The 26,290-nt window shown below is 56.5% G+C and carries 25 protein-coding genes and 3 tRNA genes; 3 read left to right on the top strand and 25 right to left on the bottom strand.

Annotated elements, in window-relative coordinates:
* Positions 1–245: 245 nt before the first annotated feature.
* From HMPREF2999_RS01030 to HMPREF2999_RS01000, 6 genes are all read right to left on the bottom strand, one after another.
* The gene (locus HMPREF2999_RS01030) at positions 246–689 is read right to left on the bottom strand and encodes a hypothetical protein (protein WP_070674502.1); all 444 of its coding nucleotides are present in this window, start codon (positions 687–689) and stop codon (positions 246–248) included.
* A 235-nt stretch (positions 690–924) separates the two neighbouring features.
* Positions 925–1,347 (bottom strand): hypothetical protein, encoded by a 423-nt coding sequence (locus tag HMPREF2999_RS01025; RefSeq protein ID WP_070674499.1) that lies wholly within the window; start codon positions 1,345–1,347, stop codon positions 925–927.
* A 663-nt stretch (positions 1,348–2,010) separates the two neighbouring features.
* Positions 2,011–2,448 carry a hypothetical protein gene (locus HMPREF2999_RS01015; protein ID WP_070674494.1) on the bottom strand — a complete coding sequence of 146 codons (438 nt, stop codon included), beginning with the start codon at positions 2,446–2,448 and terminating at the stop codon, positions 2,011–2,013.
* A 178-nt stretch (positions 2,449–2,626) separates the two neighbouring features.
* Positions 2,627–3,262, bottom strand: a complete 636-nt coding sequence (locus tag HMPREF2999_RS01010; RefSeq protein WP_070674491.1) for a DUF4190 domain-containing protein — start codon at positions 3,260–3,262, stop codon at positions 2,627–2,629.
* 202 nt (positions 3,263–3,464) lie between these two features.
* On the bottom strand, positions 3,465–3,959 hold the full coding sequence (locus HMPREF2999_RS01005) for a polyprenyltransferase (protein ID WP_070674488.1): 495 nt from the start codon (positions 3,957–3,959) through the stop codon (positions 3,465–3,467).
* A 209-nt stretch (positions 3,960–4,168) separates the two neighbouring features.
* Entirely contained in the window at positions 4,169–4,516 is a 348-nt protein-coding gene (locus tag HMPREF2999_RS01000; protein ID WP_049354000.1) for a DUF4190 domain-containing protein, read from the bottom strand.
* 254 nt (positions 4,517–4,770) lie between these two features.
* On the opposite strand from HMPREF2999_RS01000, the gene HMPREF2999_RS00995 reads away from it, so the two are divergent.
* Positions 4,771–4,862: transfer RNA gene (locus HMPREF2999_RS00995), tRNA-Ser, on the top strand.
* A gap of 93 nt (positions 4,863–4,955) precedes the next feature.
* Here the strand turns inward: HMPREF2999_RS00995 and HMPREF2999_RS00990 are convergent.
* The 9 genes from HMPREF2999_RS00990 to HMPREF2999_RS00950 all read right to left on the bottom strand — a co-directional run bounded on the left by HMPREF2999_RS00990 (position 4,956) and on the right by HMPREF2999_RS00950 (position 15,319).
* The gene (locus HMPREF2999_RS00990; RefSeq protein WP_070674485.1) at positions 4,956–5,501 is read right to left on the bottom strand and encodes a SixA phosphatase family protein; all 546 of its coding nucleotides are present in this window, start codon (positions 5,499–5,501) and stop codon (positions 4,956–4,958) included.
* 156 nt (positions 5,502–5,657) lie between these two features.
* Positions 5,658–6,410 carry a winged helix-turn-helix domain-containing protein gene (locus HMPREF2999_RS00985; RefSeq protein WP_005504418.1) on the bottom strand — a complete coding sequence of 251 codons (753 nt, stop codon included), beginning with the start codon at positions 6,408–6,410 and terminating at the stop codon, positions 5,658–5,660.
* A 568-nt stretch (positions 6,411–6,978) separates the two neighbouring features.
* On the bottom strand, positions 6,979–7,617 hold the full coding sequence (gene upp, locus HMPREF2999_RS00980) for a uracil phosphoribosyltransferase (RefSeq protein ID WP_070674482.1): 639 nt from the start codon (positions 7,615–7,617) through the stop codon (positions 6,979–6,981).
* A 185-nt stretch (positions 7,618–7,802) separates the two neighbouring features.
* Positions 7,803–7,889: transfer RNA gene (locus tag HMPREF2999_RS00975), tRNA-Ser, on the bottom strand.
* Positions 7,890–8,055: 166 nt separating this feature from the next.
* Positions 8,056–8,676, bottom strand: a complete 621-nt coding sequence (locus tag HMPREF2999_RS00970; protein ID WP_005504416.1) for a TetR/AcrR family transcriptional regulator — start codon at positions 8,674–8,676, stop codon at positions 8,056–8,058.
* Positions 8,677–8,756: 80 nt separating this feature from the next.
* Positions 8,757–11,363: a YhgE/Pip domain-containing protein gene (locus HMPREF2999_RS00965; protein WP_070674479.1), complete on the bottom strand. Its 2,607-nt coding sequence runs from the start codon at positions 11,361–11,363 to the stop codon at positions 8,757–8,759.
* Positions 11,364–11,365: 2 nt separating this feature from the next.
* A complete protein-coding gene (locus tag HMPREF2999_RS00960) occupies positions 11,366–12,259 on the bottom strand; it encodes an ABC transporter ATP-binding protein (RefSeq protein ID WP_070674476.1) in 894 nt (297 codons plus the stop codon).
* Between the two features lie 301 nt (positions 12,260–12,560).
* The gene (locus HMPREF2999_RS00955; RefSeq protein WP_070674472.1) at positions 12,561–13,088 is read right to left on the bottom strand and encodes a nucleoside deaminase; all 528 of its coding nucleotides are present in this window, start codon (positions 13,086–13,088) and stop codon (positions 12,561–12,563) included.
* Between the two features lie 41 nt (positions 13,089–13,129).
* A complete protein-coding gene (locus HMPREF2999_RS00950; protein WP_070674469.1) occupies positions 13,130–15,319 on the bottom strand; it encodes a RecQ family ATP-dependent DNA helicase in 2,190 nt (729 codons plus the stop codon).
* Between the two features lie 337 nt (positions 15,320–15,656).
* On the opposite strand from HMPREF2999_RS00950, the gene HMPREF2999_RS00945 reads away from it, so the two are divergent.
* Positions 15,657–16,313 (top strand): DedA family protein, encoded by a 657-nt coding sequence (locus HMPREF2999_RS00945; protein WP_070674466.1) that lies wholly within the window; start codon positions 15,657–15,659, stop codon positions 16,311–16,313.
* Between the two features lie 132 nt (positions 16,314–16,445).
* On the opposite strand, the gene HMPREF2999_RS00940 is transcribed toward HMPREF2999_RS00945, so the two are convergent.
* The 10 genes from HMPREF2999_RS00940 to HMPREF2999_RS00895 all read right to left on the bottom strand — a co-directional run bounded on the left by HMPREF2999_RS00940 (position 16,446) and on the right by HMPREF2999_RS00895 (position 25,095).
* A complete protein-coding gene (locus HMPREF2999_RS00940) occupies positions 16,446–17,048 on the bottom strand; it encodes a hypothetical protein (RefSeq protein ID WP_070674463.1) in 603 nt (200 codons plus the stop codon).
* A 147-nt stretch (positions 17,049–17,195) separates the two neighbouring features.
* A complete protein-coding gene (locus HMPREF2999_RS00935; protein WP_070674460.1) occupies positions 17,196–17,846 on the bottom strand; it encodes a hypothetical protein in 651 nt (216 codons plus the stop codon).
* 324 nt (positions 17,847–18,170) lie between these two features.
* On the bottom strand, positions 18,171–19,028 hold the full coding sequence (locus HMPREF2999_RS09450) for a hypothetical protein (protein ID WP_070674457.1): 858 nt from the start codon (positions 19,026–19,028) through the stop codon (positions 18,171–18,173).
* Between the two features lie 201 nt (positions 19,029–19,229).
* On the bottom strand, positions 19,230–20,099 hold the full coding sequence (locus tag HMPREF2999_RS00925; protein ID WP_070674454.1) for a multidrug ABC transporter permease: 870 nt from the start codon (positions 20,097–20,099) through the stop codon (positions 19,230–19,232).
* A 92-nt stretch (positions 20,100–20,191) separates the two neighbouring features.
* Positions 20,192–21,700, bottom strand: coding sequence for an ABC transporter permease (locus HMPREF2999_RS00920; protein WP_246823052.1), 1,509 nt, complete (start codon positions 21,698–21,700; stop codon positions 20,192–20,194).
* A 280-nt stretch (positions 21,701–21,980) separates the two neighbouring features.
* Positions 21,981–22,574 carry a multidrug DMT transporter permease gene (locus tag HMPREF2999_RS00915; protein ID WP_070674449.1) on the bottom strand — a complete coding sequence of 198 codons (594 nt, stop codon included), beginning with the start codon at positions 22,572–22,574 and terminating at the stop codon, positions 21,981–21,983.
* A 104-nt stretch (positions 22,575–22,678) separates the two neighbouring features.
* A complete protein-coding gene (locus HMPREF2999_RS00910) occupies positions 22,679–23,416 on the bottom strand; it encodes an organic solvent tolerance protein OstA (protein ID WP_246823051.1) in 738 nt (245 codons plus the stop codon).
* Positions 23,417–23,673: 257 nt separating this feature from the next.
* Complete coding sequence (locus HMPREF2999_RS00905; protein ID WP_070674443.1) at positions 23,674–24,342, bottom strand: amino acid transporter; 669 nt, start codon at positions 24,340–24,342, stop codon at positions 23,674–23,676.
* A gap of 1 nt (position 24,343) precedes the next feature.
* The gene (locus HMPREF2999_RS00900) at positions 24,344–24,853 is read right to left on the bottom strand and encodes an asparaginase domain-containing protein (RefSeq protein ID WP_083315059.1); all 510 of its coding nucleotides are present in this window, start codon (positions 24,851–24,853) and stop codon (positions 24,344–24,346) included.
* 169 nt (positions 24,854–25,022) lie between these two features.
* Positions 25,023–25,095 (bottom strand) — tRNA-Lys (locus HMPREF2999_RS00895).
* 87 nt (positions 25,096–25,182) lie between these two features.
* Between HMPREF2999_RS00895 and HMPREF2999_RS00890 the strand changes: the two genes are divergently transcribed.
* The gene (locus HMPREF2999_RS00890; RefSeq protein ID WP_083315058.1) at positions 25,183–25,956 is read left to right on the top strand and encodes a histone acetyltransferase; all 774 of its coding nucleotides are present in this window, start codon (positions 25,183–25,185) and stop codon (positions 25,954–25,956) included.
* Positions 25,957–26,290 lie beyond the last annotated feature (334 nt).

Here is a 26,290-nt window from a genome sequence, read left to right as displayed (position 1 = left end):
GGTAGAGCTTGGCGTATTCGGGGTTGTAATCGAAAGCTTCATTGTTTTGGGGTAACTGCGACATCGCATCCACAACCTTTCAATACCGGGTGTTAACTTCACCCTAGGCTTTCCCCACCGGGGAAACAAGCATGTCGAGCCGATTCCACGAAACATACGGCATATATACAGCAAAGCCCCGTTCCTCGTACTGAGTGAGGAGCGGGGCTCTTTGCATACGCCATTTTGAGTTACCGGGAGCATCGTTAGTGGATGCCTGACAAAGCGTTTAGAAGCGACGTGACGAGGACTACGATACCGATGAAGATGCATAGCTCCAGCCCGTTAAGAATCAGACCACCGATGGCACGCGTACCACGCCGCCTTGCCGCGAACCCCTGCCAGATACCAAGGACATTCAGCACCGGCGCAACGAACACTACCCGCAGACCGCTTTCTCCAAGATCATGGAAAATCAACCAGCACCCTAGAAAGAAAGACAGCGGGCTGAGGAAGCCAAAAAGTAGGGAGAGGTTCGCTGCTCTTTTACCCGCCGCTTGATCTGAGAACTCATCCAGAGACTCATTTGCGGGCAGTAGCTGCTCGTCAGATGTATCCGGGCTAGGCAGCTCGTTGTTATCTTCCTGGTAGAGCTTGGCGTATTCGGGGTTGTAATCGAAGGCTTCAATGTTTTGGGGTAGCTGCGACATCGCATCCACAACCTTTCACATTCCACACGAGGGGGGTGTTAACTTCACCCTAGACCCTCCCCACCTGGGGAACAAGCATGTCGGGCCCAATCCAGGAAACATACGGCATACATACAGAAAAGCCCCACACCTCAACGTGAGGAACGGGGCTTTCTTACGCTCACCAGAATGCTTTCTGACCGGTCATACCCAACAAAACGAGAGTATCTTCAGGCCCGCCGCCATACTGAAGCTTTTATAAAGAGCGACTGAGGCTTATCAGAAACAAGATGACAAAAATATAGAGAGCAAGAACAATACCTATACCCGCCCAACTGAGAGTACGACCCGCCAGGGCGGGCACACCATGCCGTTTAGCCACTCGCCCTTGCCAGATACCCAAGATGCCCAGTATCAGTGAGATAAAAGTGAAATCTGGTGCCCAGACCCAGGCCGATAGCGGGATACACAGTAGGCTGAGGGCGCCGAAAAATAATGAAAGACTTGCCGCATTCTCTCCATCTCGCCGTTTTGAGAAGCCAGGTGAAACCTTTTTTCCAGGTAGTAGCTGATTACCTAAAACACCAGCATAGGGTTGCCAGTTTCCATTTGTCTGGTTGAGCTTGGCGTATTCGGGGTTGTAATCGAAGGCTTCAATGTTTTGGGGTAGCTGCGACATCGCATCCACAACCTTTCAGAATCTACACGCGTTAGTTGAATACCTCAGCCTGGTGCTTCGCAAAAACCTATTCGGCATTGAACCACGCCCACACAATCAGTACGTACCCAAGGACAAACACAGCGATAGCTATCCAGCTCAGGATTCGACCCGCAAGAGAAACTACGCCGTAACTATCCGCTTCCTTAGCTTTCTGTAGACCAAGGACACTCAAGATGACAGTGGGGATACCGAAAAACCACGAACCCAACACCAAGATGTTGATGAGGCTGAGCACACCAAAAGTGAGTGAAAGTTGGGAGGCTCGCTCCCCTAGATTAGTCGCTGTTTTCCCACCGCCCTGCATCATAGGGGGCTCTTCAATATCAGCACCCTGTTTGTGGCGATGAGGTTTCGAGCGCAGACCAGCTGCTGGGTCGGAATACGGGCCTAGGATTGGATCCTGCATCGTTGCATCATAACCTTTCAATACCGGGTGTTAAGCCCACCCTATGCTTTCCCCGCCGAGGGAACAAGCATGTCGAGCCGATTCCACGAAACATACGGCATATACACAGCAAAGCCCCGCTCCTCGCATTGAGGAACAGGGCTCATTACATATCACATACGAAAGACCATGAATTCGACTCTCGGCTATCCAAACTTCCTAAGCCGGTTACGACACTATCCTTTCAAGGTGAAAACAAGCATTAACAGGGCAATAGCCGCCAGGACTGATAGGGCGATGGGCAGAATCACACCAATCCAGCTGAGGATATGCCCCGCCTTTGCCGGTACGCCGTGACATTCCGCGTCTCGTGCAGACAAGATTCCCAGGATGCCCAGAATAAAAGATCCGAGGAGGGTGTAGGGCAGCAAGAACGTCAAGAGGATAAGCACCACGCTGATGATGCCAAAGGTCAATGACCGTTGAGCCAACTTACGCCCTTCTTCCAGGATGCCCACAGGTCCGACAATATTCCTCGGGTAGCTCGGGTAAAACTGACGTGTAGGTAGTGGTTGGTTACCCGGGGCGGATTGCCCATTGTTATTTCCCGGGTGGAGCTTGGCGTATTCGGGATTGTCATCAAAAACTTCATTATTTTGGGGTAGCTGCGACATCGCATCCACAACCTTTCACGTACCGACACAGATGCTAAACCCACCCTAGACCTTCCCCCGCGCGGGAACAAGCATGTCAGGACCAATCCACGAGATATACGGCATATACACAGCAAAGCCCCGTTCCTCGTATTGAGGAACGGGGCTTTTGCGTACCCTCCAATGAGGGTGAAAGTGTTTAGAAGAATGCCAGTATCTGCACAGTCTCCACGAGACTAGAATTTGCGGCAGAATCAGAAAGAGCCAGCATAATCGCCAGCAGAAGACCTCCGCCGAAAAGCACCAGGAACATGCCACCAATGGCTACGCTAATCCAGTTCAAGATACGACCAGCTGAAGCAGCCACACCATAACGCTCTGCCTCATTAGCCTTGAAAATACCGATAACACCCAGAACCAGGGACGGCAGACCAAACAGCCACCAGCTGAGAGTCACTATACACGCCAAGCTGATAATACCCAGCACCGTGGAAGTCTGAGCAGCCTTCTCACCGGCAAGCTGCTCAGGGGTCTTCTGAACAATGCCAATAGGAACCATCATGGGCTGACCGTACTGGCCGGGCTGCTGGTACTGCTGACCGTACGGGTCATACTGATTCTGACCATACGAGTCTTGACCGTACGAATCCTGACCGTACTGGTCGTAGGAATACTGATCGTAGGAGCTCTGCCCGTACTGGCCGTAAGAACCCTGACCGTACTGGCCATACTGACCGTACTGAGTGTTCTGCCCGTACTGGTTGTACTGCTCGTTCAGACGGTTGTAGTCCGGGTTGTAATCGTAGGGGTCTGAACCCCGAGGATTCTGAGACATGGCATCTCACTTTCGTACGGCTGGTGTGTGTTAAACAGTATTCACCCTAACCTATCACCGAAACGGGTACAACTACATCTGTCGCACAAACCCGCGCAATACATTTTAAGAGGGCAGTAGAGTGCCAGCTGGTACGCGAAAGCCCCGCTCCTCAATACGAGAAACGGGGCTTTTATGCACCCTCAGGGAGGGGCAAGAGCTCTTAGAAGAGTGCCAGGGTGCTGACCAGCTCAGCAAAGTGGCTGGAAGACGAGCTGCTTGCGGCACCCGCAATCACCAGCATCAGCAGACCGCCGCCAAGGAAAAGCAGGTACAGGCCACCAATAACTGCGTTAATCCAGCTCATGATGCGACCAGCGGAAGCAGCCGCGCCGTAGCGTTCCGCCTCGTTCGCCTTGAAGATACCGATAACACCCAGGATCAGGGAGGGCAGGCCGAAGGACCACCAGCTGACGATGAAGTTGCAGACCAGGCCGATAATACCCAGCACCAGGGAGGTCTGAGCAGCCTTCTCGCCAGCAAGCTGCTCGGGGGTCTTCTGAACAATGCCGACGGGCACCATCATGGGCTGACCGTACTGACCAGGCTGCTGGTACTGCTGCTGACCGTTCTGAGCGTTCTGAGCGTTCTGCTCGTTCAGGTTGCCGTATTCCGGGTTGTAGCCGTAGGAGTTAGAGTCCTGCGGGTTCTGAGACATGTGGTCCCTCTTTCGTGTGAATGGTGTGTATTGAACCTTACTCACCCTAACCTATCGCTGAGGCGGGCACAAACGGATTCGTCATTCTGGAGCTATACGCACCATATATGCACTAATTAGAAAACTAATTAGGCACGCAAAAGCCCGCGGGCACACGGAGTGCACGCGGGCTTCCTCAAATCATGAGGCTACTACAGGTAGCTTCAATCTTACTGCTTTACAAAAATCTTCAGAGCGACCAGCAAAATAATACTGACGACACCCAGAACAGTACCGGCAATAGCCATACCGCGGTTCTTCAGCTCGGGGTTATTCATAGCCAGGCGGCCGGTCACAATAGCTACAGCACCAAGGATGAAACCGAGGACAAAGAAGCTCACAATACCGCTCACCAGAGAGACAATCGACAGGGTCTTTGCCTTCTTCGCCTGAGCCTGCTGCTCAGGGGTCTGAACGGGCACACCGTACGGAGCCTGCTGACCATACTGGGGTGCCGGCTGGCTGAACTGGGGGTCCTGGTTGAACTGGGGCTGGGGGTTGTTAGGGTTTTCAGACATGATTTCTCATTTCGTTGAGTAAATAAGACAACTCTGGCAACACTGTATGGAAAATTCACACGCCAGAGACGCCCTCTATTTATCGGTCGGACGGTAGCAGTTTATCGAAAATGCTTATAAGCCTCAAAGCCTACAATCCATAGTCCGCCCTATAGAGCAACACACGCTCAGAGATATCCTCCAAAGCACGGGCCGAATTGACCAAGCGCAAAACAGCCTATATTCTTATAGGGATGCGCTCACGAGCGCACCGTGGAGACGTGCCAGAGCGGCCGAATGGACTTCACTGCTAATGAAGGGTCGGGGTTAAACTCGACCGGGGGTTCAAATCCCCCCGTCTCCGCCACAAAAAGCCCCGTACCGATTGGTACGGGGCTTTTGCTTTACCCATTTCATTCAGGCACAAAGCCTAGAAAATCCTGGGCTAGAAGTTCCAGGACTAGAAGCTCTTGAAATCCACGAGGCGCGCATCCGCACCATCCAGCAGAGCCCACTCCCCCGGCACCTCAAACACCGCAATGGAAGAGGGCGGGAAGCCATAGTACACATCCATGGACGCGTTCGGGTCAGAATCTGGGCTCATCAGACGCTGCGCGGCATCCTGCACGCCGGGCAGATGCGACACCACCATCAGAGAATGAACATTCTCCGAAACACTGTTAATGCGCGCAATAATGCGGGACGCAGACACCTCGTACAGCCCCTCATCCAGATGAGCAGTAGGCGCCTTCGCACCCAAACCATCCGAAACCCAAGTCGTCGTCTGGCGGGTACGCAAAGCCGACGACGACATAATCTGCTCCGGAATATAACCGCGAGAAGCCAACCAGGCGCCAGCAGCGGCAGCCTGCTCATGGCCGCGCTTCGTCAGGGGACGATCAAAATCATTCAGACCCCAATCAGCCTCCGCATGGCGCATAATAATCAGACGCTTGACCCCGCTGCGGTGCGAGCCAGATGCAGTGTTGGAAGAATTTTCAGCCATACACCCATTCTAGCTAGAGGGCGCCAGCACGTGCTGCACACCGCCACGTAAACGCACCCCCACAGCCACAAGTAAGCAGGCACAAGTAAACCCCGGCGCACCGGCATGACGCCAGCGCACCGGGGTGCACTCTACAGAAGCTAAATTCTGCACACGCTAAATCGAGTATTCCGGAGCAGCCCAGACAACAACCTCGGGGTGCTCAAAGAAGCGGTAACCCTGACCGCGCACCGTACGCACGGTACCCGACAGGCGACCCAGCTTCGAACGCAGACGACGAATATGCACGTCAATCGTACGCTCATGCGGATGCTCGTCACCAGAGCTCCACAGCGCCTTCAGCAGCTCCTCACGACCCACGGTACGGGAAGAATTCTCCACCAGGTGTGCCAGCAGCTCGAATTCCTTGAAGGTCAGCATGAGCGGCTCACCGTCCAGGAATACCTCACGGCGCGCCAGGTCAATCAGCACACCCGAAGAGTGGCTATTCGTGGTCTCTGCTTCGCGGGCGACATGCGCCTCCGGGTGCATATACATTGCGGTCGGATCACCGAGCGCATTACGTACCACCTCAAGGTCGCTGCCCTCAGCGTTCACCGGAGCCAACGCCACAGCGGCGTACGACTCCGACTCGGGGGCCAGGTGGTGTGCATAAGTGCGCAGATCCTGAACGATACGCACCAGGGAGGTACCGTTCGCTGCAGCAAGTTCCTCATTCAAACCAACATAGAGCACAAAGCCGCGTGCCTCATTTTCCTGAGCCTGCTTATGGGCAGGGTCACCGGCTGAGAAAGTCATCGGACGCAACGTTGCGGCCTGCGCAACGGGACGCTGAGGCTGCACGACCTGGCGCTTAGCGGCGCGGCCGCGCTGGGAGATGTGCACATATCCAGGTACAGCGCCTGACATGGTTCAACCTTCTCTCAAAGTCTGTGTACGGGATCCCTGTCGTACGTAGTGTGGGGTGCGCCGGAAGTGACGCCGAGTCAAACAGTCCCCAATACCTGTTCGAGTCTCAATCCTCTTACTTAATATTTCTCCTATTTGACGGATAAATCAAGCGGATTCAGCATAGTGGATTCATCTTTAAGGGCGAGCGGAGTACAATGCCCCTCCCCTATTTTGGGAGGTTTCATGCGGAACCTGAGGCTTTCAGCTTTTTTCTCACATAAATATTCACGGCTTTTGTTATGTATGGGTGATACCCTGCATTTTCATGTGAGGCTGTGAATATGCTTGAAGTTTTGAAACACCCTCAAATGCTTTAATGTGTTCCTAGTCACACATAGGAAGGGTGGTGCAAAAGCCTATGCCAACACCCAGCAGCACCATCGCCGCCCAAGCCCCGGACACATTAGACACGCACCGCCACACTGCGACGCACAACCCACCGAATACCCACAAGACATAGCGAAGCGCCTCCACACATACATATGCAGAGGCGCCCCACTCACATCATGTGAATAACGCCGAAAGGCTACTCAGCCAGACCGTACAGGCGGTCACCAGCATCGCCCAGACCCGGAATGATGTATGCCTTCTCGTTCAGACGCTCATCACGAGCAGCCAGGAACAGGTCAACATTCTCCATGCCCTCAACACCCTTCTCCAGAGCAGCAATGCCCTCAGGAGCAGCAATCAGGCACACGCAAGTCACAGACTCGGCACCACGCTCACGCAGGAACTTAATAGCCTCAATCAGAGTGCCACCGGTAGCCAGCATCGGGTCCAGCAGGTACACCTGACGGCCAGTCAGGTCCTCCGGCAGACGCTCAGCATAAGTCACGATGTCCAGGGTCTCCTCATTACGAGCCATACCCAGGAAGCCCACCTCAGCGGTCGGAACCATGCGAGTCATACCCTCCAGCATGCCCAAACCAGCACGCAGAATCGGAACAACCAACGGCTTCGGATCAGCAATACGAACACCGGTAGTGGTTGCCACCGGAGTCACAACCTCAACCTCTTCCACACGAATCTCGCGAGTCGCCTCATAGGCAAGAAGGGTCACCAGCTCATCAACCAGCTGACGGAAAATCGGGGACGGAGTGTTCTTATCACGCAGAACACTAATCTTGTGAGAGACCAGCGGGTGGTCAAGAATCTTAATACGCATAATACGATTTTACCCACCCCCGAATCAGCAAGCACCGGCAAAGCCCAGGAAGTGGCACACGCCCTATAAAACGAGGCGAAGTACCCCCGCACAAACACCCATCAACACACCCGCCAACACCACCCCAGAACAATCCGGGCATGCAAAAACCCGCCGAGACAAATCTCAACGGGTTTTCGTTGGTGCGGTGGTGGAGGGATTTGAACCCCCGTTGGCTTTTACACCAAACATCATTTCGAGTGATGCACCTTCGGCCGCTCGGACACACCACCAACAGTGGAAAACTATAGCACACCCCCAACAGGAGGGCAAGAATGAGCCTACATATCGTGCGCGTACGGCAGCCGGGTGTCGCCCCTTTCACGGCCCCTTTAACCGTGCCCTTTTCGACACCCGACACCGAAGTCCCGGCTACGTCTACAGACCCAACAGGTCCGCCTAATGACGGATATACCCATCTACAACCAGCATGACAGCACGCGTTGCATCCTCAGCATTGCGCTCCGCCTGATGCACTTCACGATCCATAGCAAACATGTAAATCGCGCCGAACATAGAGATCGCAATCGCACGAGGATTCTGAGCGGTATCAACCGTATAGCGGCGAGCCACAGCCTCCGTCATCTCCTCCAAAAAATCCAGAAGATTCAGACGGTTATCGCTCATCGCCTCAGTCCAACCATCCGCACCCTTCCACGCCTCCGAAAGCCACATCCGAGTAAAACCCGGACGGTCCTCAAGATACTGGAACGCGGCGCGAACAGCACTCCGCAACGCCTCACGCGGATCAGAATGAACCGACGCCGCGCGACGCGCATCGCTCAGCAGCAACTGCGTGCCGTACTGAACCAGCTGATCCACCATGGTCTTCTTAGAACCGAAGTTGTAATACACGGTTCCCTTAGAAACACCCGCCCGGGCAGCCACCTCTTCAACAGTGGCGTACTCAAGCCCCTTTTCGGTCATGATTTCCATAGCAGCGTTGAACAACTTCAACTGAGTTCTACCTGTACGGCCGGGACGACGACTTGAAGCTTCAGCGACTGGGCGCTGCAACATCAGCAGTCCTCCCTCCCTTTTTGCAGATATATCTCTATTTTATTAGACAGTTTTCCCCCGGTGCGACTAAACAGGGTTTGTTACACCGTAATCTCCGGAGCCAGCTTCTTCAGCGACCACGTACGATCACGACGCGTGCCAATGTAACCCAACATCAGACCAGCCAGACCCCACAGAGTCAAAACCAGCATGATGCCCCACAGGCTCGACTCATTAATGCCATACGCCAAACGACGCGTACCCGCCACCGCATAACCCATCGGGAAGAAATCATGCATCCAACGAATCGACTCAGGCAAAGTCTCATACGGCATCGTGCCGCCAGCAGTAATCAGCTGCAGAATCAGAATGACCAAAGCAACAAGCTTGCCCGGCGCACCCAAAATCACCGTCAACCCATGAATGAAACCGGTAAAGACCAAAGCCACATAGCAGAGGAACAGCCACACCAGCCACGGATGAGCCATCTCAAAGCCCAAACCAAACTTAATCGCGGCAAACATCAAAGTCGCCTGAGCAATACCCACCAGGCCGAACGGCATCCAGCTACCGAGCATCACACGGATCGACGGAGCATGCGAAGCCAACGCACGGTTATTCATCACGCGCAACGTCTGAACCAGCATCAAGCCGCCAATCCACAACGCCAAGCACATGAAGAACGGACCCATGCCCTCACCATAGTTACGGCCCGACGCCAAGGAATCATGCGACAAAGTCACCGGGTTCGACATCGTATCCGCAACCTTCGCCTGATCAGTCGGCGCAAGGCTCGGAACCTGCTTAGCACCAGAAGCCAAGCCGCTCTCCAGCGACGAAGTACCATCCTTCAACTCGGAAGCACCATCATTCAGCTGAGTAGAACCATCAGACAGCTTCGCCGTACCGTCAGAAAGCTGCGACGCACCATCCTTCAGCTCATTCGCACCATCAGCCAGCTTCTGCTGACCCTCAACCGCAGACTGCTCCTTCTCTGCCAAAGTACCGCTACCGTCCTTCAGCTCGGCAGTACCGCTCTTCAAAGAATCGGTACCCTCCTTCAGCTCAGAAGCACCACCCGACAGAGTCGCAGAACCACTCGCAAGGCTCGAAGCACCCGAAGCAATCTTGGAATTACCATCAGCCAGGGTCGCCGAACCTGACGCCAACGAGGACGCGCCAGCATCCACACGAGCGGCGCCATCAGCCACCGACGAAGCGCCCTTCGCAAGCGACGAAGCACCAGAATCCAGCGAATCCACGCCAGTCACCAAAGTCTGAATCTTCACCGCAGTCGACGACGAACCATCAGAAATACAATGGCTCGACTTCAATGCGCTCAGCTTCGACAGGGCATCAGCAGCGGCAGCATCACGAGTAGCCAGGTGCGACTGCAGAGCCTTCTGATTCAGCTCAGCAACCTCATTCTTCGTCTCCTCAGAATCAACAGCAGCCACCAGCTGATCAGCCTGCTCCCGAGTCAACGTACCCGCCTCAACCAGCGGAGTCACCTGAGCACGCACCTTCTGCGCAGTCGCAGACACCACAGTATTCGACAAATCACGACCAAAATCACCGCTACCGGCAGACGTATCCGTCTCATGCAGGCGCGTGCACATCGCGTTCAACTCGGCTGGCAACTCACGAATACCTGCCTGATCCATACCTTCACGCAACTGATGAATACCAGACGCCAAATCATTAGCGCCCTTCGCCACCGAAGCCGAACCACTCTTCAAGCTCGCAGTACCCTCAGCAAGGGTAGCCGAGCCATCCTTCAGCTTCGCCGCGCCATCAGAAGCAGACGCCGCAGCCGAAGCCAAAGTCGACGAACCATCCTTCAAACTCGAAGCACCATCGGCAAGCTTCGCAGCACCAGAATCCAGCTTCTCGGCGCCCGAATCCAAAGTCGAAACACCATCAGCAAGCTTCGCAGCGCCCTCCGCCAACTGCTTCTGACCATCCAACAACTGGGACTGACCATCAGCCAGAGAAGAAGTGCCATCCTTCAGCTTCACAGCACCATCATTCACCGTGGCAGTGCCATCCTTCAGCTGGGTGATAGCATCCGCCAGCTTCACCGTGCCATTATTCACCTTCGACGCACCATCAGCAGCCTCACCCATCTTCGAGTGAATAGTCGTGAAGCTAGCCAACAGCGAATTCGCCGTAGAATTACCGACCTTCTCCGCCACCGAATCACGCACCGCAGTGCCCGCCTTCGTGACAATATTCGTCAGCACATAGTTGTTCGCGTCATTCGTAATGACCTCAATACCCGCCGAACGCGCATCAATAGTGCCCGTCTTACCGTCAGCATCAGGCTTGAACGAACCGGCACTCTGCAAATTACGGGAGAAGTCCTTCGGAATCACCATCGCAAAGTCATAGGTGCCGTTCTCCACGCCTTCAACAGCCTCAGTGCGAGTCTGCACCTGACGCCAATCAAACGTGCCAGCATCCAGCAGGTTCTTCTTCACGTCCGCACCGGTATTCACCTGCTTACCTTCAGAATCCTCAGCGCCCTCATCCTCAACCACCAAGGCACCCACAATGCCATTCACATGGCCGTAAGCATCCCAGTTACCGTACAGGTACAGGGCGCCGTACAGCAGCGGAATGCAGGACATCGCAAGTAGCACCAGAACCGGCAAAACACCGCTAGTCAGGCGCTTAAGCTCAACAAGAGCCACACGCAGAACAGTCATTCTTACTCCTTCTCAGCGGTCTTCTGGGCAACAGTTTTCTGGTTGCCGGTCTTCTGGTTATCAGTCTTAGATTCAGCGGTCTGAACGGCTCCGGAAGTGCCGGATGCCGCCAGGGTAAGGGGAGTCGAAGAGGTCAAGGGGATTTCCTCCACCTCACGCACCTCAATCACATCAATCAAGGCTTCAATCTCAGTTAGCTCTTCCGTCTCGGGCTGCTCTTCCACGGACTCCTCCGCCAACTCGAACTCACCGTCCTGATCCATGTGAACACTACCCACCACAGCACGCGCACCATGCCACGATTCAGAAATATGCGGAACAACAGCCACAACCGTGCGAGGGTGGTCCTCATCGGCGGCAAGCTCCTCCAGGTACGGAAGCCACATGTACGTATGGTTCAGATGGCGGGAAGGAGTATCAAAAACCAGCAAGTCAGAGGGGCTATGCTGCGCCAAAGCAGCCATCAGCTCAATGTTCATCTCGCCGCTAATCTCATCCATCCACAAGCCGTCCAGCTCCTCAAGACCGCGCTCGGCCAGCCAGCGGCTCGCACGGGAACGGCCAAAAATCGGCAGGTTATAGGAGAGCATCTCCGACACGTAATCGTGCACGCGCATATGCTGCTCAGGAGCGGTCACATCAGGAGAGTCCACCACGCTGCTGAGAGCACGCAGACGCTTCATCGAAATACGGCGAGGCTCATCATCGCCTTCGCTCCAGCTAATCGTTCCGCCGGACAGGGGAAGGCGACCAGTCAGCGCCAACGCGAGAGAGGTACGCTCCAGCTGGCTATCCGCCTGAACAATAATGACTTCACCCTCGCCCACTGAGAAGGTGGTGCGGTCAAAAAGCGGAGTGTGGCGCCCTTTTGCCCAAATATTGTCAACGCTTAACACGGTTAGATCCCCTCAGAGAATGGATGGTTCGGGTGAGTTTCTGGGAGTCATCCGCGGGCACCGCGCGGGGTGTTGAACGTCAGGCGCAGGCAGGCGGAGGCTCCAATGCCTATATATGGTAGACCCGGTTATGTGTGATGTGGTGGGCTTTTCATGAAAAAACAGGGGTCATTTTTGAAATTCTTGAAGTATTTTTCAAATAAATGGGGTTTTTCGTACAAATAACGCGAAAAGCCACGCAATCCCTGCGCGGCTTTTCGCGTTATACAAACCATCTTTTAGGGGTGAGACCTAGGGGAGGTCAGGGGCGGCGTTCCTTAAAGAAGCCCACCATCAGCCGCGCACACTCATCAGCACGCACCCCCGCATACACCTCGGGAGCCGGAGCAACCCTGCCATCACGCAGTACATCGTAACGACTGCCAGCAGCCCCCGTCTTCTCCTCCCAGGCACCAAAAACCACCGTCGAAACGCGCGACGCCAGGATCGTGCCGGCACACATCAGGCACGGCTCAACCGTCACCACGAGCGTGCACCCGTCCAGGCGCCACTGACCCCGATGCGCCGCCGCCTGACGGATCGCATTGACCTCCGCATGGGCGCTGGGGTCATGCTCCCGCTCGCGGGTATTGCCCGCCGAACCAATAATGATGCCCTGCTCATCCACCACCACGGCACCGATAGGGATCTCGCCACGCTCACCTGCGGCGGCACCCTCAGCAAGGGCGCGCACCATCCACTCGCCGTGTTCGGGGCGGGCGGGAATATCACTGAGCACAGCAGAAGAGCCGTCTGTGACCGTCAATTTTGAATATTCCGAATATGACATACAACCTCGTCAGGGGAATAAATAAACATTAATGGGCGCGACTAGTGGGTGGCAGCCAAAGAGAAAGGATACACCGCAGAAGCACCCGCCAGCCGTAGCTCACGTGCCACAGCCGTAAACGCCCACCGCGAATCCACCACATCAGAAACCAGCAGAACAGGGCACCGATGCTCACGCACATAGTCCAGCACTTCTGCAGGCACCCGGTACGAGCGCAACACATCCGCACACCGGAACGCACTATTACCGCCAAAGAAACGCGGCTCCCCCGCCAGAGACACCTGACCCAAATCCACCAGGTGACCCACCGACGCAAGGCCCCTACCCAGAGACTGAGCCAAACGGGGACGCACCGGCGAAGGCAGAGTCAATACCGCCACCGGACGACCCGCCTCTGCCCACTGCCAAGCAGCAAGCACCTTCACACAAGCGCGACCCAGCTCGGCAGGAACCTCAGAATCAACCGGTTCACCCAGCTCATTCGTCGCCAGAAGCTCACGCAGACGAGTACCGTACCCCATGTCGCTCAAACGAGCCAAAGCGTAACCGGGTTCAGCCTGCTCACCCTTAGACAAACGACCGCGCGGCGCATCCGCACCCATCAGCTGATCCAGCCCGCTCGGCCACATACGGCGCGGCTGCAGGGGCACACCCACCGTATTGAAGCTGCTCTGTGCCGCCTGCTGCGCCTCAGTGGGAACTTCAACCGGGTACCAGGGGCCCGCGCACATATCGCAACGGCCGCAAGCAGTCGCGGAAGCATCATCAAGCTGCTGAGCCAGGAAAAGCATACGGCACTGGCTAGTGCGTTCATACTCGAGCATGGCGTTCTGCTCCACCACACGCGCCTGCGCCACCGCCGCGTAACGGGCACTATCGTACTGCCACGGCGAAGAGGTGCGACGCCAATAGTTGCCTTCCTTCACGGCGGCACCCTCAACATCCAGCACCTTCAGCAGAAGCTCCAGGGTGGAGCGGCGCAACTGAACGCGCGCCTCCAACGCGGTAGTGCTCAACCCATCCGGGGACTGGGCGAGGGCATCCAGCACCGCCAGCGCCTGCTCCTCATTGGGCATGGAGGCGGTCGCAAAATACTCCCAAATGGCGCGGTCTTCACGACCGGGAAGAAGCAGAACATCAGCGTTGACGGCACCTCGTCCGGCGCGGCCAATCTGCTGGTAGTAGCTCACCGCAGACGACGGCGCGCCCAGGTGCACAACAAAACCCAAATCAGGCTTATCAAAACCCATACCGAGGGCGCTCGTCGCAACAAGAGCCTTCACCCTGTTTTCCTTGAGTGCCTGCTCTGCAACCAGCCGCTCATCCGGGTCAGTTTTACCGGTATAGGCGAACACCTCGTAACCGCTGGCACGCAGAGCATTTGCGGTATCTTCTGCCGCAGAGACAGTCAACGTGTAGATAATGCCCGAACCGGGCAGGCTGTTCAGGTGCGTGAGCAACCAGCCGATGCGTTGCGCCTCATGGGGCAGAGTCAGAACGCCCAGGCGCAGGGACTCGCGGGACAGCGGACCGCGCAACACATGCACGGGTGCGGTGGTATCAGTGCTGAGCTGTTCGGCGATATCGCGGCTAACACGGTCATTCGCGGTTGCGGTAGTCGCCAGCACCGGCACACCCACCGGCAGAGACTTAATGAGCGAACCAATACGGCGGTAATCGGGGCGGAAATCATGGCCCCAGTCAGAAATACAGTGCGCCTCATCAATAACGAGTAGCCCCAGGCGCGGCAGCAGGTACGGCAGCCACTGCTCACGGAACGCCGGGTTATTGAGGCGTTCGGGGCCCACTAGGAGTACGTCGAGCTCGTTAGCTTCGAGGCGGGTGTGGATTTCATCCCATTCGGTGACGTTCGCGGAGTTCACCATGGCGGCGCGCACTCCCGCGCGGGATGCCGCCTCGACCTGATCACGCATGAGGGAAAGCAACGGGGAGACAATAAGAGCCGGGCCCATACCGCGGGCACGCAACAGCAGGGAAGAAATGAAATAGACTGCGGACTTACCCCAGCCGGTACGCTGCACGACGAGGGTGCGGGCGCGGTCGGCTACGAGGGCGCGAATCGCCTCGTACTGGCCGTCGTGGAACTCGGCATCAGCGACGCCGGTGAGGCGGCGCAACACTTCACGGGCTTCAGCATGCAGGGAATCTGTGTGCAGGAGATTGGCGGGGCTGGAGTAGGCGGGGCTGGACGCTGGGTGCTGGGGGTTCATGGTTCTCTCCAACGGTGGGTGGTTGGGTCAATCGCTACGCCGCGACGCGCCGTGCTCTCTTTCTATCATGTCACACCCGGTATCGCCCGGCTCTGCGGATGGTCATTTCTTGGGGAGGCACGCGAGCGCCGCATCACCTCCGGCTGTTTAGCCGCGATGGTGGGGAGATTTACGCCTCGCTCACCCGTGCGTCCGGCGTAAATGCCGGTAGAATTGTGCCAGTAATACACAGCCTCCGCATAGTTTTGCACAATGTTCACCATAGGTACGCTTTCTATGCTGGTGTTACTCCGCCGCCGATCCGTGTGTGCGGTCCACTCACAGTTCAGGATTTTTCATGACTTTTCTTGCCACCGCTTTGGCGCATCTTCCGGTTGCGCTCTTGGGCCTCGACCTTGAGCAGTTCCTGCTCGATACCGGCCCCTGGGTTCTGGTTGTTTCGGCAATTATCGTATTTATTGAGTCCGGTGTTCTTTTCCCGATTCTTCCGGGTGACTCCCTGATTTTTGCTCTGGGTATGCTGCATGAGCAGATGGGCCTGTCTCTGTGGGTTGCGTTCCCGGTGCTGGTGCTGGTTGCTATTGCTGGCGCTGAGGTTGGCTACCAGATTGGTGCCCGTTACGGCCGTAGGATCTTCAAGGATGACGCGAAGATTCTGAGCACCAAGAACCTGCACACTACTGAGGAGTTCTTCCAGAAGCGCGGTAGTTTGGCTCTGGTTCTGGGTCGTTTCGTGCCGATTGTTCGTACTTTTGTGTCTCTTGCGGCTGGTATTTCTTCGTACGACCGTAAGAAGTTCCACCTGTGGAATGTTGTTGGTGCGGTTGCGTGGATTGGTTCGATTGGTCTGGCGGGTGTGCTGCTGGGCGGTATCCCGTTCGTGCACAATAACATTGAGTACATTGCTGTGATTATTGTGGCGGTTTCTGTGGTGCCGGTTATTATCGAGTACCTGCGTGGCCGTTCGAAGGCGAAGCAGGAATCTGCTGAGTAATACGTGAGTCCTTCTCGGCTGCTGAGCTGGGGATGAGAAAGGGTGGGGATACCGTTTGGTATCCCCACCTTTTTGCGTTCTCTCAAACCCGGTGGAGGTGATGTCCCGGAAGCCAGCTACACCTCCACAAGGTTACTTTACGCTTATGCTTCGAAGGTCCGCGTGAGCTTTGAAGTACTGCAATACCTGCGGTTGAGCCAGAAGAATAATGATGGCAATACGCAAGACAACATCAAGTGCGGTCCTGCCTAGAGCCAGCACAAAGAAGACATTAGGATCTCCATAGTGGTATGCGCCTGCTAGCCCAATCACTTCTAGGACGGGTACACCAATCTGACTCAAAAGAGGAAGCAACAGCAAGCCCAATAGGTTAAGGACAAGGTATAGCGCACAATCAACGATGACCAGTATGTGCGCCCAGCGGGCTCCTTGCCAGAGCTGCCAGATGACGAGCCCGCCGATAGCGGTAAAGCCAATCCATGAAAGACCAGCGAATTCCACACCACGCCAGGCCATCACGTACAGGGATGATAGGGCGACCAATACCATCACAGCGATTGCGCAGCCCATCGCCGCACGCAGGGCGACAGGCTGCGAAGGGACGTAAACGACTTCGTAGGAGCCCAGCATGCTGTATGAAGGAGCGGGTGCGCCCGGAACCGGAAAGTTCGGTGTTGCGGTATTAGGCTGAGATGCCGGACCAGTAGCCGAAGAGTTGGGAGCGTTGTTAAACATCGTCGTTCTTTCTTGTATGTGCCCCACGCTGATGCGTGAGTCGGCGATTGTTCAAGAAATTGTTCAAACCTGGCAGGCTCATGCGAAACCTGCTTTATAGAACGGGTGGGGTTATACCCCGATTGGTTATGTCTTCTGCAGTACGATTTACCGCACGCCCATGCGTCGCAGATTCTCACACGTTTTGATGTATTGCCCCACTTGCGGCTGGCAGAGAAGAACAATAAAGAAGATGCGGATGATGAAATCAAAGGCGAGCTTCACATACATACCCTCAAGGGTCATAAACGGACCAAAAAACATAAACCTGAACGCTTGCGAATTATAGTCATTGCTCAGGAAGAATCGGGAAGAGCCAGCTACAACCAAAATATCCAGAAGCATACGCAGTGCGCCCTCGATAATAATCACCACTCGCGCCCACTCATAACCCTCATTGAGGTACCAGGCAGAGACTACTCCAAGCACAATAGGGAGAATCATCGTAAGCCCCATGGTTGCGCCTGCCAGTACATACGCAAACATAAACTCTAGACCCACAAGAGGCTGCAGGGGGTACGTAAGCAGGAGCAACATCACGCAAATACTTACCGTCCAGATGGCAATGGGGCGCGACGGAAGATTGATAGCGCGCTGGATGCCCGGAACACCATACACGGGGCGGGCACCAGCAGGAACCTGAGACTGAGGTGCCTCTGCGGTGGGTGCTGCGAAGTTCGGTGCCGGAAAGTTCGATGCTGCGGCGTTAGACTGCGGTGCCAGCGTGCCCGCGGGGGCGCCGGAAGTATTGTTAAACATCGTCGTTCTTTCTCTCGTATGCTCGCACTATGGTGCGTGAATCGGTGGTTGTTCCACTTTTTTGGGTAGATTTACATGAAATCTACCCAAAAGAGTTATTTGATGTAGTTAGCTGAGAGAATAATACTTTTTCAGTATAGTGTAAGCTCTTCGGGCCTTGTAGAGTTTTTATACGAAGCCTGGAACCTTTTAGATAACTCAAAGGGTTTTACCAGCTAGAAGATTTCGATATTTAACGCAAAAGGATGGGGATACCGTTTGGTATCCCCACCCTTTCATGCTCTGAGCCTTTTGGCGGTAGCGGTGCCGTTTAGGGCAAACACCCTAGTTGAGGCTGTTCCCGCCTTCATTGGAGTTCGTGTTAGATGCCTGTGGATTCTGATTGACCACTTGGTTATTCAGTGCACTGCTGCCGGTAGCCGTGTACGCCCACGCAGAGGGACGAGTCAGCAACACAATATTCCGGACGTAGAGGACAGTAATGAAAACACCAACCGCGGTACGTATGAGAAAAGCGACCGCAAAATCTACAGAGTCGGAGGACTGCAACTCATCCATCAACAAGGTGATATAGCGGGAGTCCACGAGGAAATCTTGCGCAAACCAATACATGCGACTCAAGACCTCGTAGGCGCTGTACATGAGGGTAAGTATGTGCGCCCACCTGTGTCCTTTCCAGGTCATCCAGAAGAGGCAAATCTGGATAAGAACAAAGAGGAGAGGGTATCCCAGCATACGCACGACAAGGTCAGGTAGCGTCTCCACACCGGCGATTGGTTTACCGAAGAGCAGGAAGAGCTGGATAGTGGTGAAAAGCGACAGAATAATAATCGCGGTGGTGCACCGCTTGGCGCTGCGCAGAGCCTTCGGACGTACCCAACCCGCATGCTCGGAGGCGGTAGGGGCACTGTAGCCGACAGTCGCCTCCCGGTAGCCGGTGATGGCGTGCGCGGGGGTGCTGTCGCCGGGCGCGTTATCCTCTGCCGCGTTATTGCCTACCGCGCCGCTGGGGGCGCCGCTGGGGGCGCCGCTGGGGGCGGTGCTGGGGGCGGTGCTGGTTTCGGGGGCGGCATCGCCCTCTGCCGTGCTGTTTTTAGCCTCCTCGGAGGGCAACAGCACGCTGTATTCGGGAACCGTATATTCCGGGTCATTCAAGGGTTGCTTCGGGGTACGTTCTGACATCGTCATTCCTTTCTCCCCTGGCACCCACCCCGCGCTACAGTGCACGGGGCGGGCGTTAAAGAGTCTTACCCCAAGGATATAAGGAGGCGCGCCACACCTCAGGAAGGCGGTACCCTTTCTCAGCGTATTCAGAGGTACCCGAGTCACCACGTGCACCATTCCGAGAGCTAGCCTCGGAACTCCTGACGTTGTTGCGCCTTTCTACGTGCCCCATCCAGCGCTACGGTGTGGGGGGCGAGGGGTCTTTCCCTCTACTGAGGTGTGTTCGCCGTCCTCGTCATCAGCGAAAAGCTCTCGAAGTTCTGCCGGCACCTGACCGGCAGCCTGTCTCGTCTCAGACATCATCTGCTGGTGTTCTAGTGCGCGTGCCCCGCTAACGATTTGGGTGTACGTCCTAATAGGAGCACGAGTCAGCAGCACAATCATCAGGAGGTAAAGAACGAGAGTAAAAACGCCGCTCACGATACGCACCAGGCTGGACGCCGCAGCCGCTCTAGAGCTTAACTCCGAGAAATTATCCGCAAGAATAAGCACACCACTAGCAGCCGCGAGAGCGCAGTAGATGATGGTAAGGATGCGCGCCCACTCGCGGCCATCCCAGATCTTCCAGAGAACAAAAATCGGGATGGCGGAGAGGATGAGGGTAACCACCAGCGCAGAGAAGAAAACACTCACCACCATCTTAAAATCGATATACGACCGGCTTAGAATCGGCAGAAAATTACTCAGGGGCCCCAGCACGATAATGGTGGCAGCGCACCACATGACGCTACGCATAGCCTTCGGGCGCTCCGGAATTACCTGCTCGGAGGCGGCAGTGTAGCCGGTGGTCGCCTCCCGGTAGCCAGTGGTGGTTTGCTCGGGGGTGCTGGCGTGCTCGGAGGCGCTACCGCCGGGCGCGTTACCCTCTGCCGCGCTGTTATCTGCGACGCTACCGGAAGCTACGTTACTGGAGGCGGCATCGCCCTCTGCCGTGCTATTTTCAGCCTCGTTAGAGGGCAGTAGCACACTGTACTCGGGAACCGTGTACTCCGGATCGTTCAACGGTTGCTTTGGGGTACGTTCTGACATCATTGTTCCTTTCTTCTCTTCGCACCCCGCCCCGCACGCTGTAGCACGGGGGCAGGTGGCAAAGAGTCTCCCCATGGGGAGGGGCATCCGCCCTAGTTGAGGCGGTAGCCTTCCTCGGTGTACACGGAAGTATCTTTGTAGCCGCGCTGTTCGTTGCGGGAGTTCTTCCGCGCATCCGTACGGCGGGTCCTCCTGTACTGCTGAGCGACCGCTTCTTCAGCGCGTCGGTTAGCTTCCTTCTCTTCCCTGCGGGTCTGTTCATCTTCTAGGCGAGCACGCGTTTCTGCGTCCTGATGTTCAACGACCCGACCATCACCGGCGTTCGCCTGTTCGCGCGCCTTCAAGCGCGCCAACCTCGCGGTAGCCATATAAATCCTGGTGGAACGGCTAATGAGCAGCACAACTATCAGGGTGGAGAGGAGCGTAATCAAGGTGTCAGCAACATTCTCAGACAGCACAGCTGACGCGTAGTACTGAGAACTCCACGTCTGCGTACCATTCAGCAACCGGGAAAGATAACCAGTCGTCAGGAAGGTGTTCACAAAATCTATCAAGCCCCTGATAGCTATAAAAGCGAAGCTAATAAAGATGACGACATACGCCCAGAGTCGGCCCCTCCACAGTCGCCAAAGGACAAACATCGGTATGGCGTGCTCAACGAGGAGGAGCACTATACCGGGGATGATGAAACCCACCCATAATTCGACGCCACCAGCTGAACGCCCATCAATCATATGTAGGAAGATTTTATGGGTTGCTTCCACCGCCATAATGGCGACAAAGCATCGCATGACGCCGCGCAGCGCCTTCGGCCGGGGCGGGAGCACCACCTTAGGAGCGGCAGGCGCGGTAGATCCAGCAGTAGCCTTCTCATCCCCGTGTGCTTGCTCGTGGGGCTTACCCGCCTCACCAGTGGAGGCGCCACCAAGATTAGGCTTCACACCCGCCTTCTGGGCGCGCTGAACCTGCTGTATCTCATCCAGCAGGCGGTTCTTCTCCGCCGGATCATTCGAGAGCGCATAATCGGCAGAAAGCTCACGCAACAGCTGCTCGGTAGAGTCCTTGACCGGGCCTTCTTCCTTCTCAAGCTGACGAAGAACATCCTCGCGAGTCAGCTCTTCTTCATCCTCAGCACCCGAGGTGCTTTCCTCGATAGCCCTCATCTGTTTCCGAATCACCGCAAAGCTCGGAACCGCGCCCACAGCCGGGCGAGTCAGCAGAAACATGAGAACAGCGCTACCCGCCGTAATGACCGCAACCAGAGCCTGCGTCACGATAGACGAAGCGGCGGCAGGATGCGAAGCCGGATCCAGAGCAGTGAACGCAGGGAAAAGCACCTGAGCCATACCAAAAACACCGGCGAAAGAAAGCACACCGCTCAAGGAGCACAGCAGCAGGTACAGCATCGTCAGGCGGCGCGGATTAATGTACCCGTCTTTGACCCACCCCAGAACAATCCAGAGGAACGGCACCACCAAGATGGCGTCAGGCAGAACCTTCGGCAGGGCATAACTAAGGAACGAGCCAATGTTCAAACTCCGGCCCGCAGTAACGAGAATCTGGTACGCGTCCAGGAGGAAATACACCAGGATGAGCGTCATACCGATGGAATAGGCTTTACCAAGAATCGCCAGTCCCCGGTTAAATTCCTGTTCCCTATCGCCAACTATGCCAAGGTTTCTTTTCGCCTCTTCAAACGCCGCCCGCTCATCATATGTGCGCTTGGCGGCGCCGGGGCTAGTCTGCGATGAGGATTCGTGCGCAGGTTCGGAAGTAGGGTGCACGAGTCATCCTAACTGTGGTTGGGTGAATAAAATTATCGGTGAGCCGCAGACCCGGGCCCCGCAGGACCTGCAGGATCCGTGGCCAAAACCTATGAGGCTAAATCAGGTAATCCTCGCTGCGGCGCAAACGCCAATCACGGCGCGCCCGCATGTACGAACGCGACTGACGCGACCACACCAACGCCAACGCTACCACGCACACCAGCATGTACGGGCCAGCAATATACACCGGCGTATACAACGGCGAAGCGCTACTGAGCAGCAGCTCAACATCCTGGCTCGGCGCACCATTCAACGTGCCCAGAAGAGCCGCCACAGTCAGCATAATCAGCAAAGAAGCCAAAACGCCCAACGCCAACGCCACCGACAGCACCAGCGCCGCCCAACGGTAGCCACGCAGGTACGCCACCGTGCAGAAAGCATGCAGGGTCACGTTACCGAACGCGCTGACCAGCAAGAACATCACCGGGTAGTACGCCTGCGCCTCCACCAGCGACTGGGCGCGCCACGTCGACAGGTGCGACAGCTGCGTCGTTGCATAGGTGACACCGGTGTACCCAATCAGCACCAGCCAGCCCACAGCAATAACGAGCAGAACCCAACCCGCCACAGACACGAGAGTGGGGGTGGCGGGCTTCGTAAGATGCGTGGTGTTCGGAGCGGATGGCGGAGAGGACTCGACGGCGGACATAGCTGAATCTTTCGGATATCGGCTGATAGTGTGCGGAAAACGTATGAGCGAGTGTGTGATGTGAGTGTGGGCGCGACGTTCGTCTACCGCGCCGCCTCAGAACTTTAGGCAGAAGCGGACGGATCAACCGTCGCAGAAATACTGTCAGGTAGCAACGGAGAATCTGCCCGATTCGCCATCGCAATTCGCAAGTTATTGAAGCGGTAAATGGTCAGCAACGATAAACCGACCTCGCTCAACCAGACCAAGCCCAAGACAACAAGTATCAGCAGGGGGTCAAGCCCCATCGAAACTCCAGCCCAGTCGAGCATCAGCAGCAGGAACGTAATCGGTGAAAGCACCAGCCCCACGGCAACATACCCGATCAGGGAGCAGATAGCCCAAACGCTATACACGGAGGCGTCCGTCGAATCATTCGGAGGGCGCATCAGCGGCCACATCTGAACCACCAGGTAAAGCGCCGCCACAAAACCAAAGCAAATCGCCAACGGCTGCGTGTACTGGGAGATAATGAGCCCTTCGACCAGGGTCAAAATACTCAAAATAACGGCGCGGACTAGCAGGTTCTTCTTGAGCTTCTGCTTGCGCTCCTTCACCTCGTCAGCGGTGTAGGTGCGCAGAAAAGCGGGAACCTGACCCTGCCCCGGGAACGGCGGCAGAGGGCCCGTCGGGTGCGTACGCACCACAATCGGCGGGTTCGTACCATCCTGAATGATGACGGTAGAAGTCGCCGAAATAACCGGATGCGAGCCAGTCACCACCGGCGGCACGTTCAGCGGAACGGACACCTCCGGCGTAGCAGGAGTCACGTGACGGATAGGCGCCTGAAAGCGGGTCTGCATACTGATATCTTCATCCGGGTGTTCTGCGGATGAAGCGGCATCTGTGTTCAGGTGTGTAGCGCCCATGAGTGGCCTCCTGGCAGGTGCGGGTCGTGTTTCTGTCTCTACCGTATCACGCGTACTTTAAGGGAATCTGAGCAGTGGCTGGGCATCGTTGAGAGCGTGTCACACCGCCACTTATCACCCCATCAACACCCCTCAGGCTTCACCCTGCAGAGGCGCGGATGCGCAGGGATTCGCCCGCCCGTCGGTGTGCGTTAGCTCTGCTCCGCTACACGCGAAGCCTCAGCGGGCTCCTCTGCCTTCCGCTCTTCAGCGCCCTGCTGCTCCGATTGTTGCTTCTGCCGCGTCAAACGCAAGCTCCTACGAACTGCCAAACTATAGAACAGCGAGAACAGAACCTCCAACGCAAACGACGCCATGACCGTCAGCAGGCTCACCGTATAGAACATACCCACACGGTCCAGCAGCGTCTGCGGGCCGTGCACCGTCACAAGCGCATAGGCAAAGAACGCCGTCATAATCGCCGCCGCGACCCCGGATGCCGCATTCGCCAGCAATACCAACTTCACCGAACGGTTCGCCCGGTAAATCATGGCAACCCACATGTGCATCACCAGATAGACCAGCGGCACCGCACCAATCGGGAAAAGCGTGACGCGGATAAAGTAATAAACAGTAATCAGCGAGGGTACGACCAGCAGCAGCACACGCACCAGGTACAGGTTCTTAGCCGGCAGCGGGTAATCACTGGTGACATTCCAGAACTCATCAGCCTGCTGCTCCAGCTCATCCATCGCCTGCAGCTGCATGAGCTGCGCCTGCGACATGTGCTCCTGCGGCACAAGATCCGAGGAGCCCTCCACCGGCGCAAGCTCAGCGGAAGAAACCGGTTCACCCCGCCTCATACGAGCGGAATCAGCCATCTTAGCCCTCAAAAATGCCGCGAGAACGGTCCTTACGCACGCTCTCAGCAGGGAAAATACGACCGCTCATGCTGATGTACACGCCCGGCTCCAGCAGGTTCAGGGCGGCAATAGCGGCACCCAGGTTGAAACCGGCATCCGAATGAGCCATCACAGCGGGCTGCATCGCACCGGTCAGCACCACAACCTTATCGCCCAGATCGGCGTGCTCCACCAGGTAGCGGGCAGTCTCCGGCATGGTGTCGGTGCCGTGGGTGATGAGTACCTGGTCGTTAGTGACAGCGTTCAGCGCCTCGGTCAGCTCGGCACGATCCTCATCGGTCATGTCCAGGCTGTCCTTGCCAATCAGCGGACGAATATCGAAGCGCACGTCAGTGATGACGCGGTCCAGCAGGTCCTTAGCGGCAGGCTCACCAATATCCATGGTGCCCGCCACCGAATAGAACTTATCGATCGTGCCGCCAGTGGCAAGAATCGTGATCTCTTCGGGGTTCTTAATGGTGACGCTCACGGGTTTCCTCATCTTTTCGGGTCAACGTACACAAATCAAAAACTGCCAGGCCAACCCGGCAGGACACGCCCCACCACACGGAATCAACACGGGGTAAAACCCCGCACACTAGGGTGAAGACGCAAAAACCCGCCGACCCCCGCAAAGCGGGAGGCGACGGGTCGGCTAGTGCGCCCTGTGGGGCTCGAACCCACGACCTGCGGATTAAAAGTCCGTAGCTCTACCGACTGAGCTAAAGGCGCTCCTATCCACACAAAACTGAAAGTGTGCAGATAGAAATACTATACACTACCGGCCCCCAGCCAATGAACGGTACACTGGGAAATCCTATGTCTACACCCGCATCATCAACCGGCGCCTCCGGGCGTACCCGACACCGCACCCACCACCGCCCCGTCCTCTACTCCGCCGAGAAATTTGAACGCCACGAAGGCGGCATGGACCCCGCCGCACGCGAAGAGGCGGCACACGCCTCCGCACGAATCCTGCTGATGCGCGGACGCGGCACCGACGAGCAGATGACCGAGCGGCTCGTCAGCTTCACCGACGACTACGGTATTGAGATGCTCGCCGAACTCTGGTCGCACGCGAGCGCCCACTCCCTGCCGGGTGCGCTGTGGCGTATGTACTGGCTGCGGGACGTGGTGCATCGTTCGCCGCGCGGGGTGAGCCGTGCTTTTGAGCTGGGCATGGCGGAGGATTACCGTTCGCACGTTGTGGCGGGTGTTCCCGACCCGCCAAGTGCCGACGAGGTGGTCCGCACGATTGATGAGATTCTGGCGGGCCTGTACACCGGCGATATGGATATTGCGATGGAACGTTGCGCCGCGTTTGCGCACGTGGTGGCGTTGGGTATCCGCACCGATTATGCGCGCTCTGCCGGGCAGGATGGTGCGGTTCCGGGCAGCCACGAGGTGAAGCGTGAGGCGGTGGAGCGTCGTGCTCGTCTGCCGCGTCAGGCTCAGCAGATGGAGCAGATTGCGCACGATTTGGAGGCGGTCGCCGCCCAGCTGCGCGCCGTTGAGGCTGGTCAGCAGGCTAACGGGGGTTCGGGGGCTGATTCTGCGCAGGAAAAATCGCAGACCAGCCTCGAAGCATTCTAATCTTCTGCAACGTTTGGGCGCCTAAAAATGCGGGTTCGTGCCGCGAATTGGCACAGGTTCCACATTGGGTCGCGAAGGCGTGAAAAGCCTGTTTCTAATTGACTCTGCGCCGGGTGCGGGTGGATAATAATTACAAGATGTCGGGTTGCTAATAGGTAGCCCCGGGCTCCAAATCTTTAGCCGCTTCGAGCGGCCTTCCGCCGAGAGGCGCTCCCAACCCGACATCCCTAAACGTTCCGGTGGGGGTCGAGAAATCGACCCCCACCGTTTTGTTTAAAACCCTCATGCGCAACCGCGAACAGGTCGGCGCTATAACATTTACTGGTCGTTGCAG

Source organism: Rothia sp. HMSC066H02 (genome assembly GCF_001814995.1).
In the GTDB taxonomy this organism is placed as follows: domain Bacteria; phylum Actinomycetota; class Actinomycetes; order Actinomycetales; family Micrococcaceae; genus Rothia; species Rothia mucilaginosa.
Note: the sequence above shows the minus strand (reverse complement) of the source record. Positions and strands in the feature narration are given on the sequence as shown.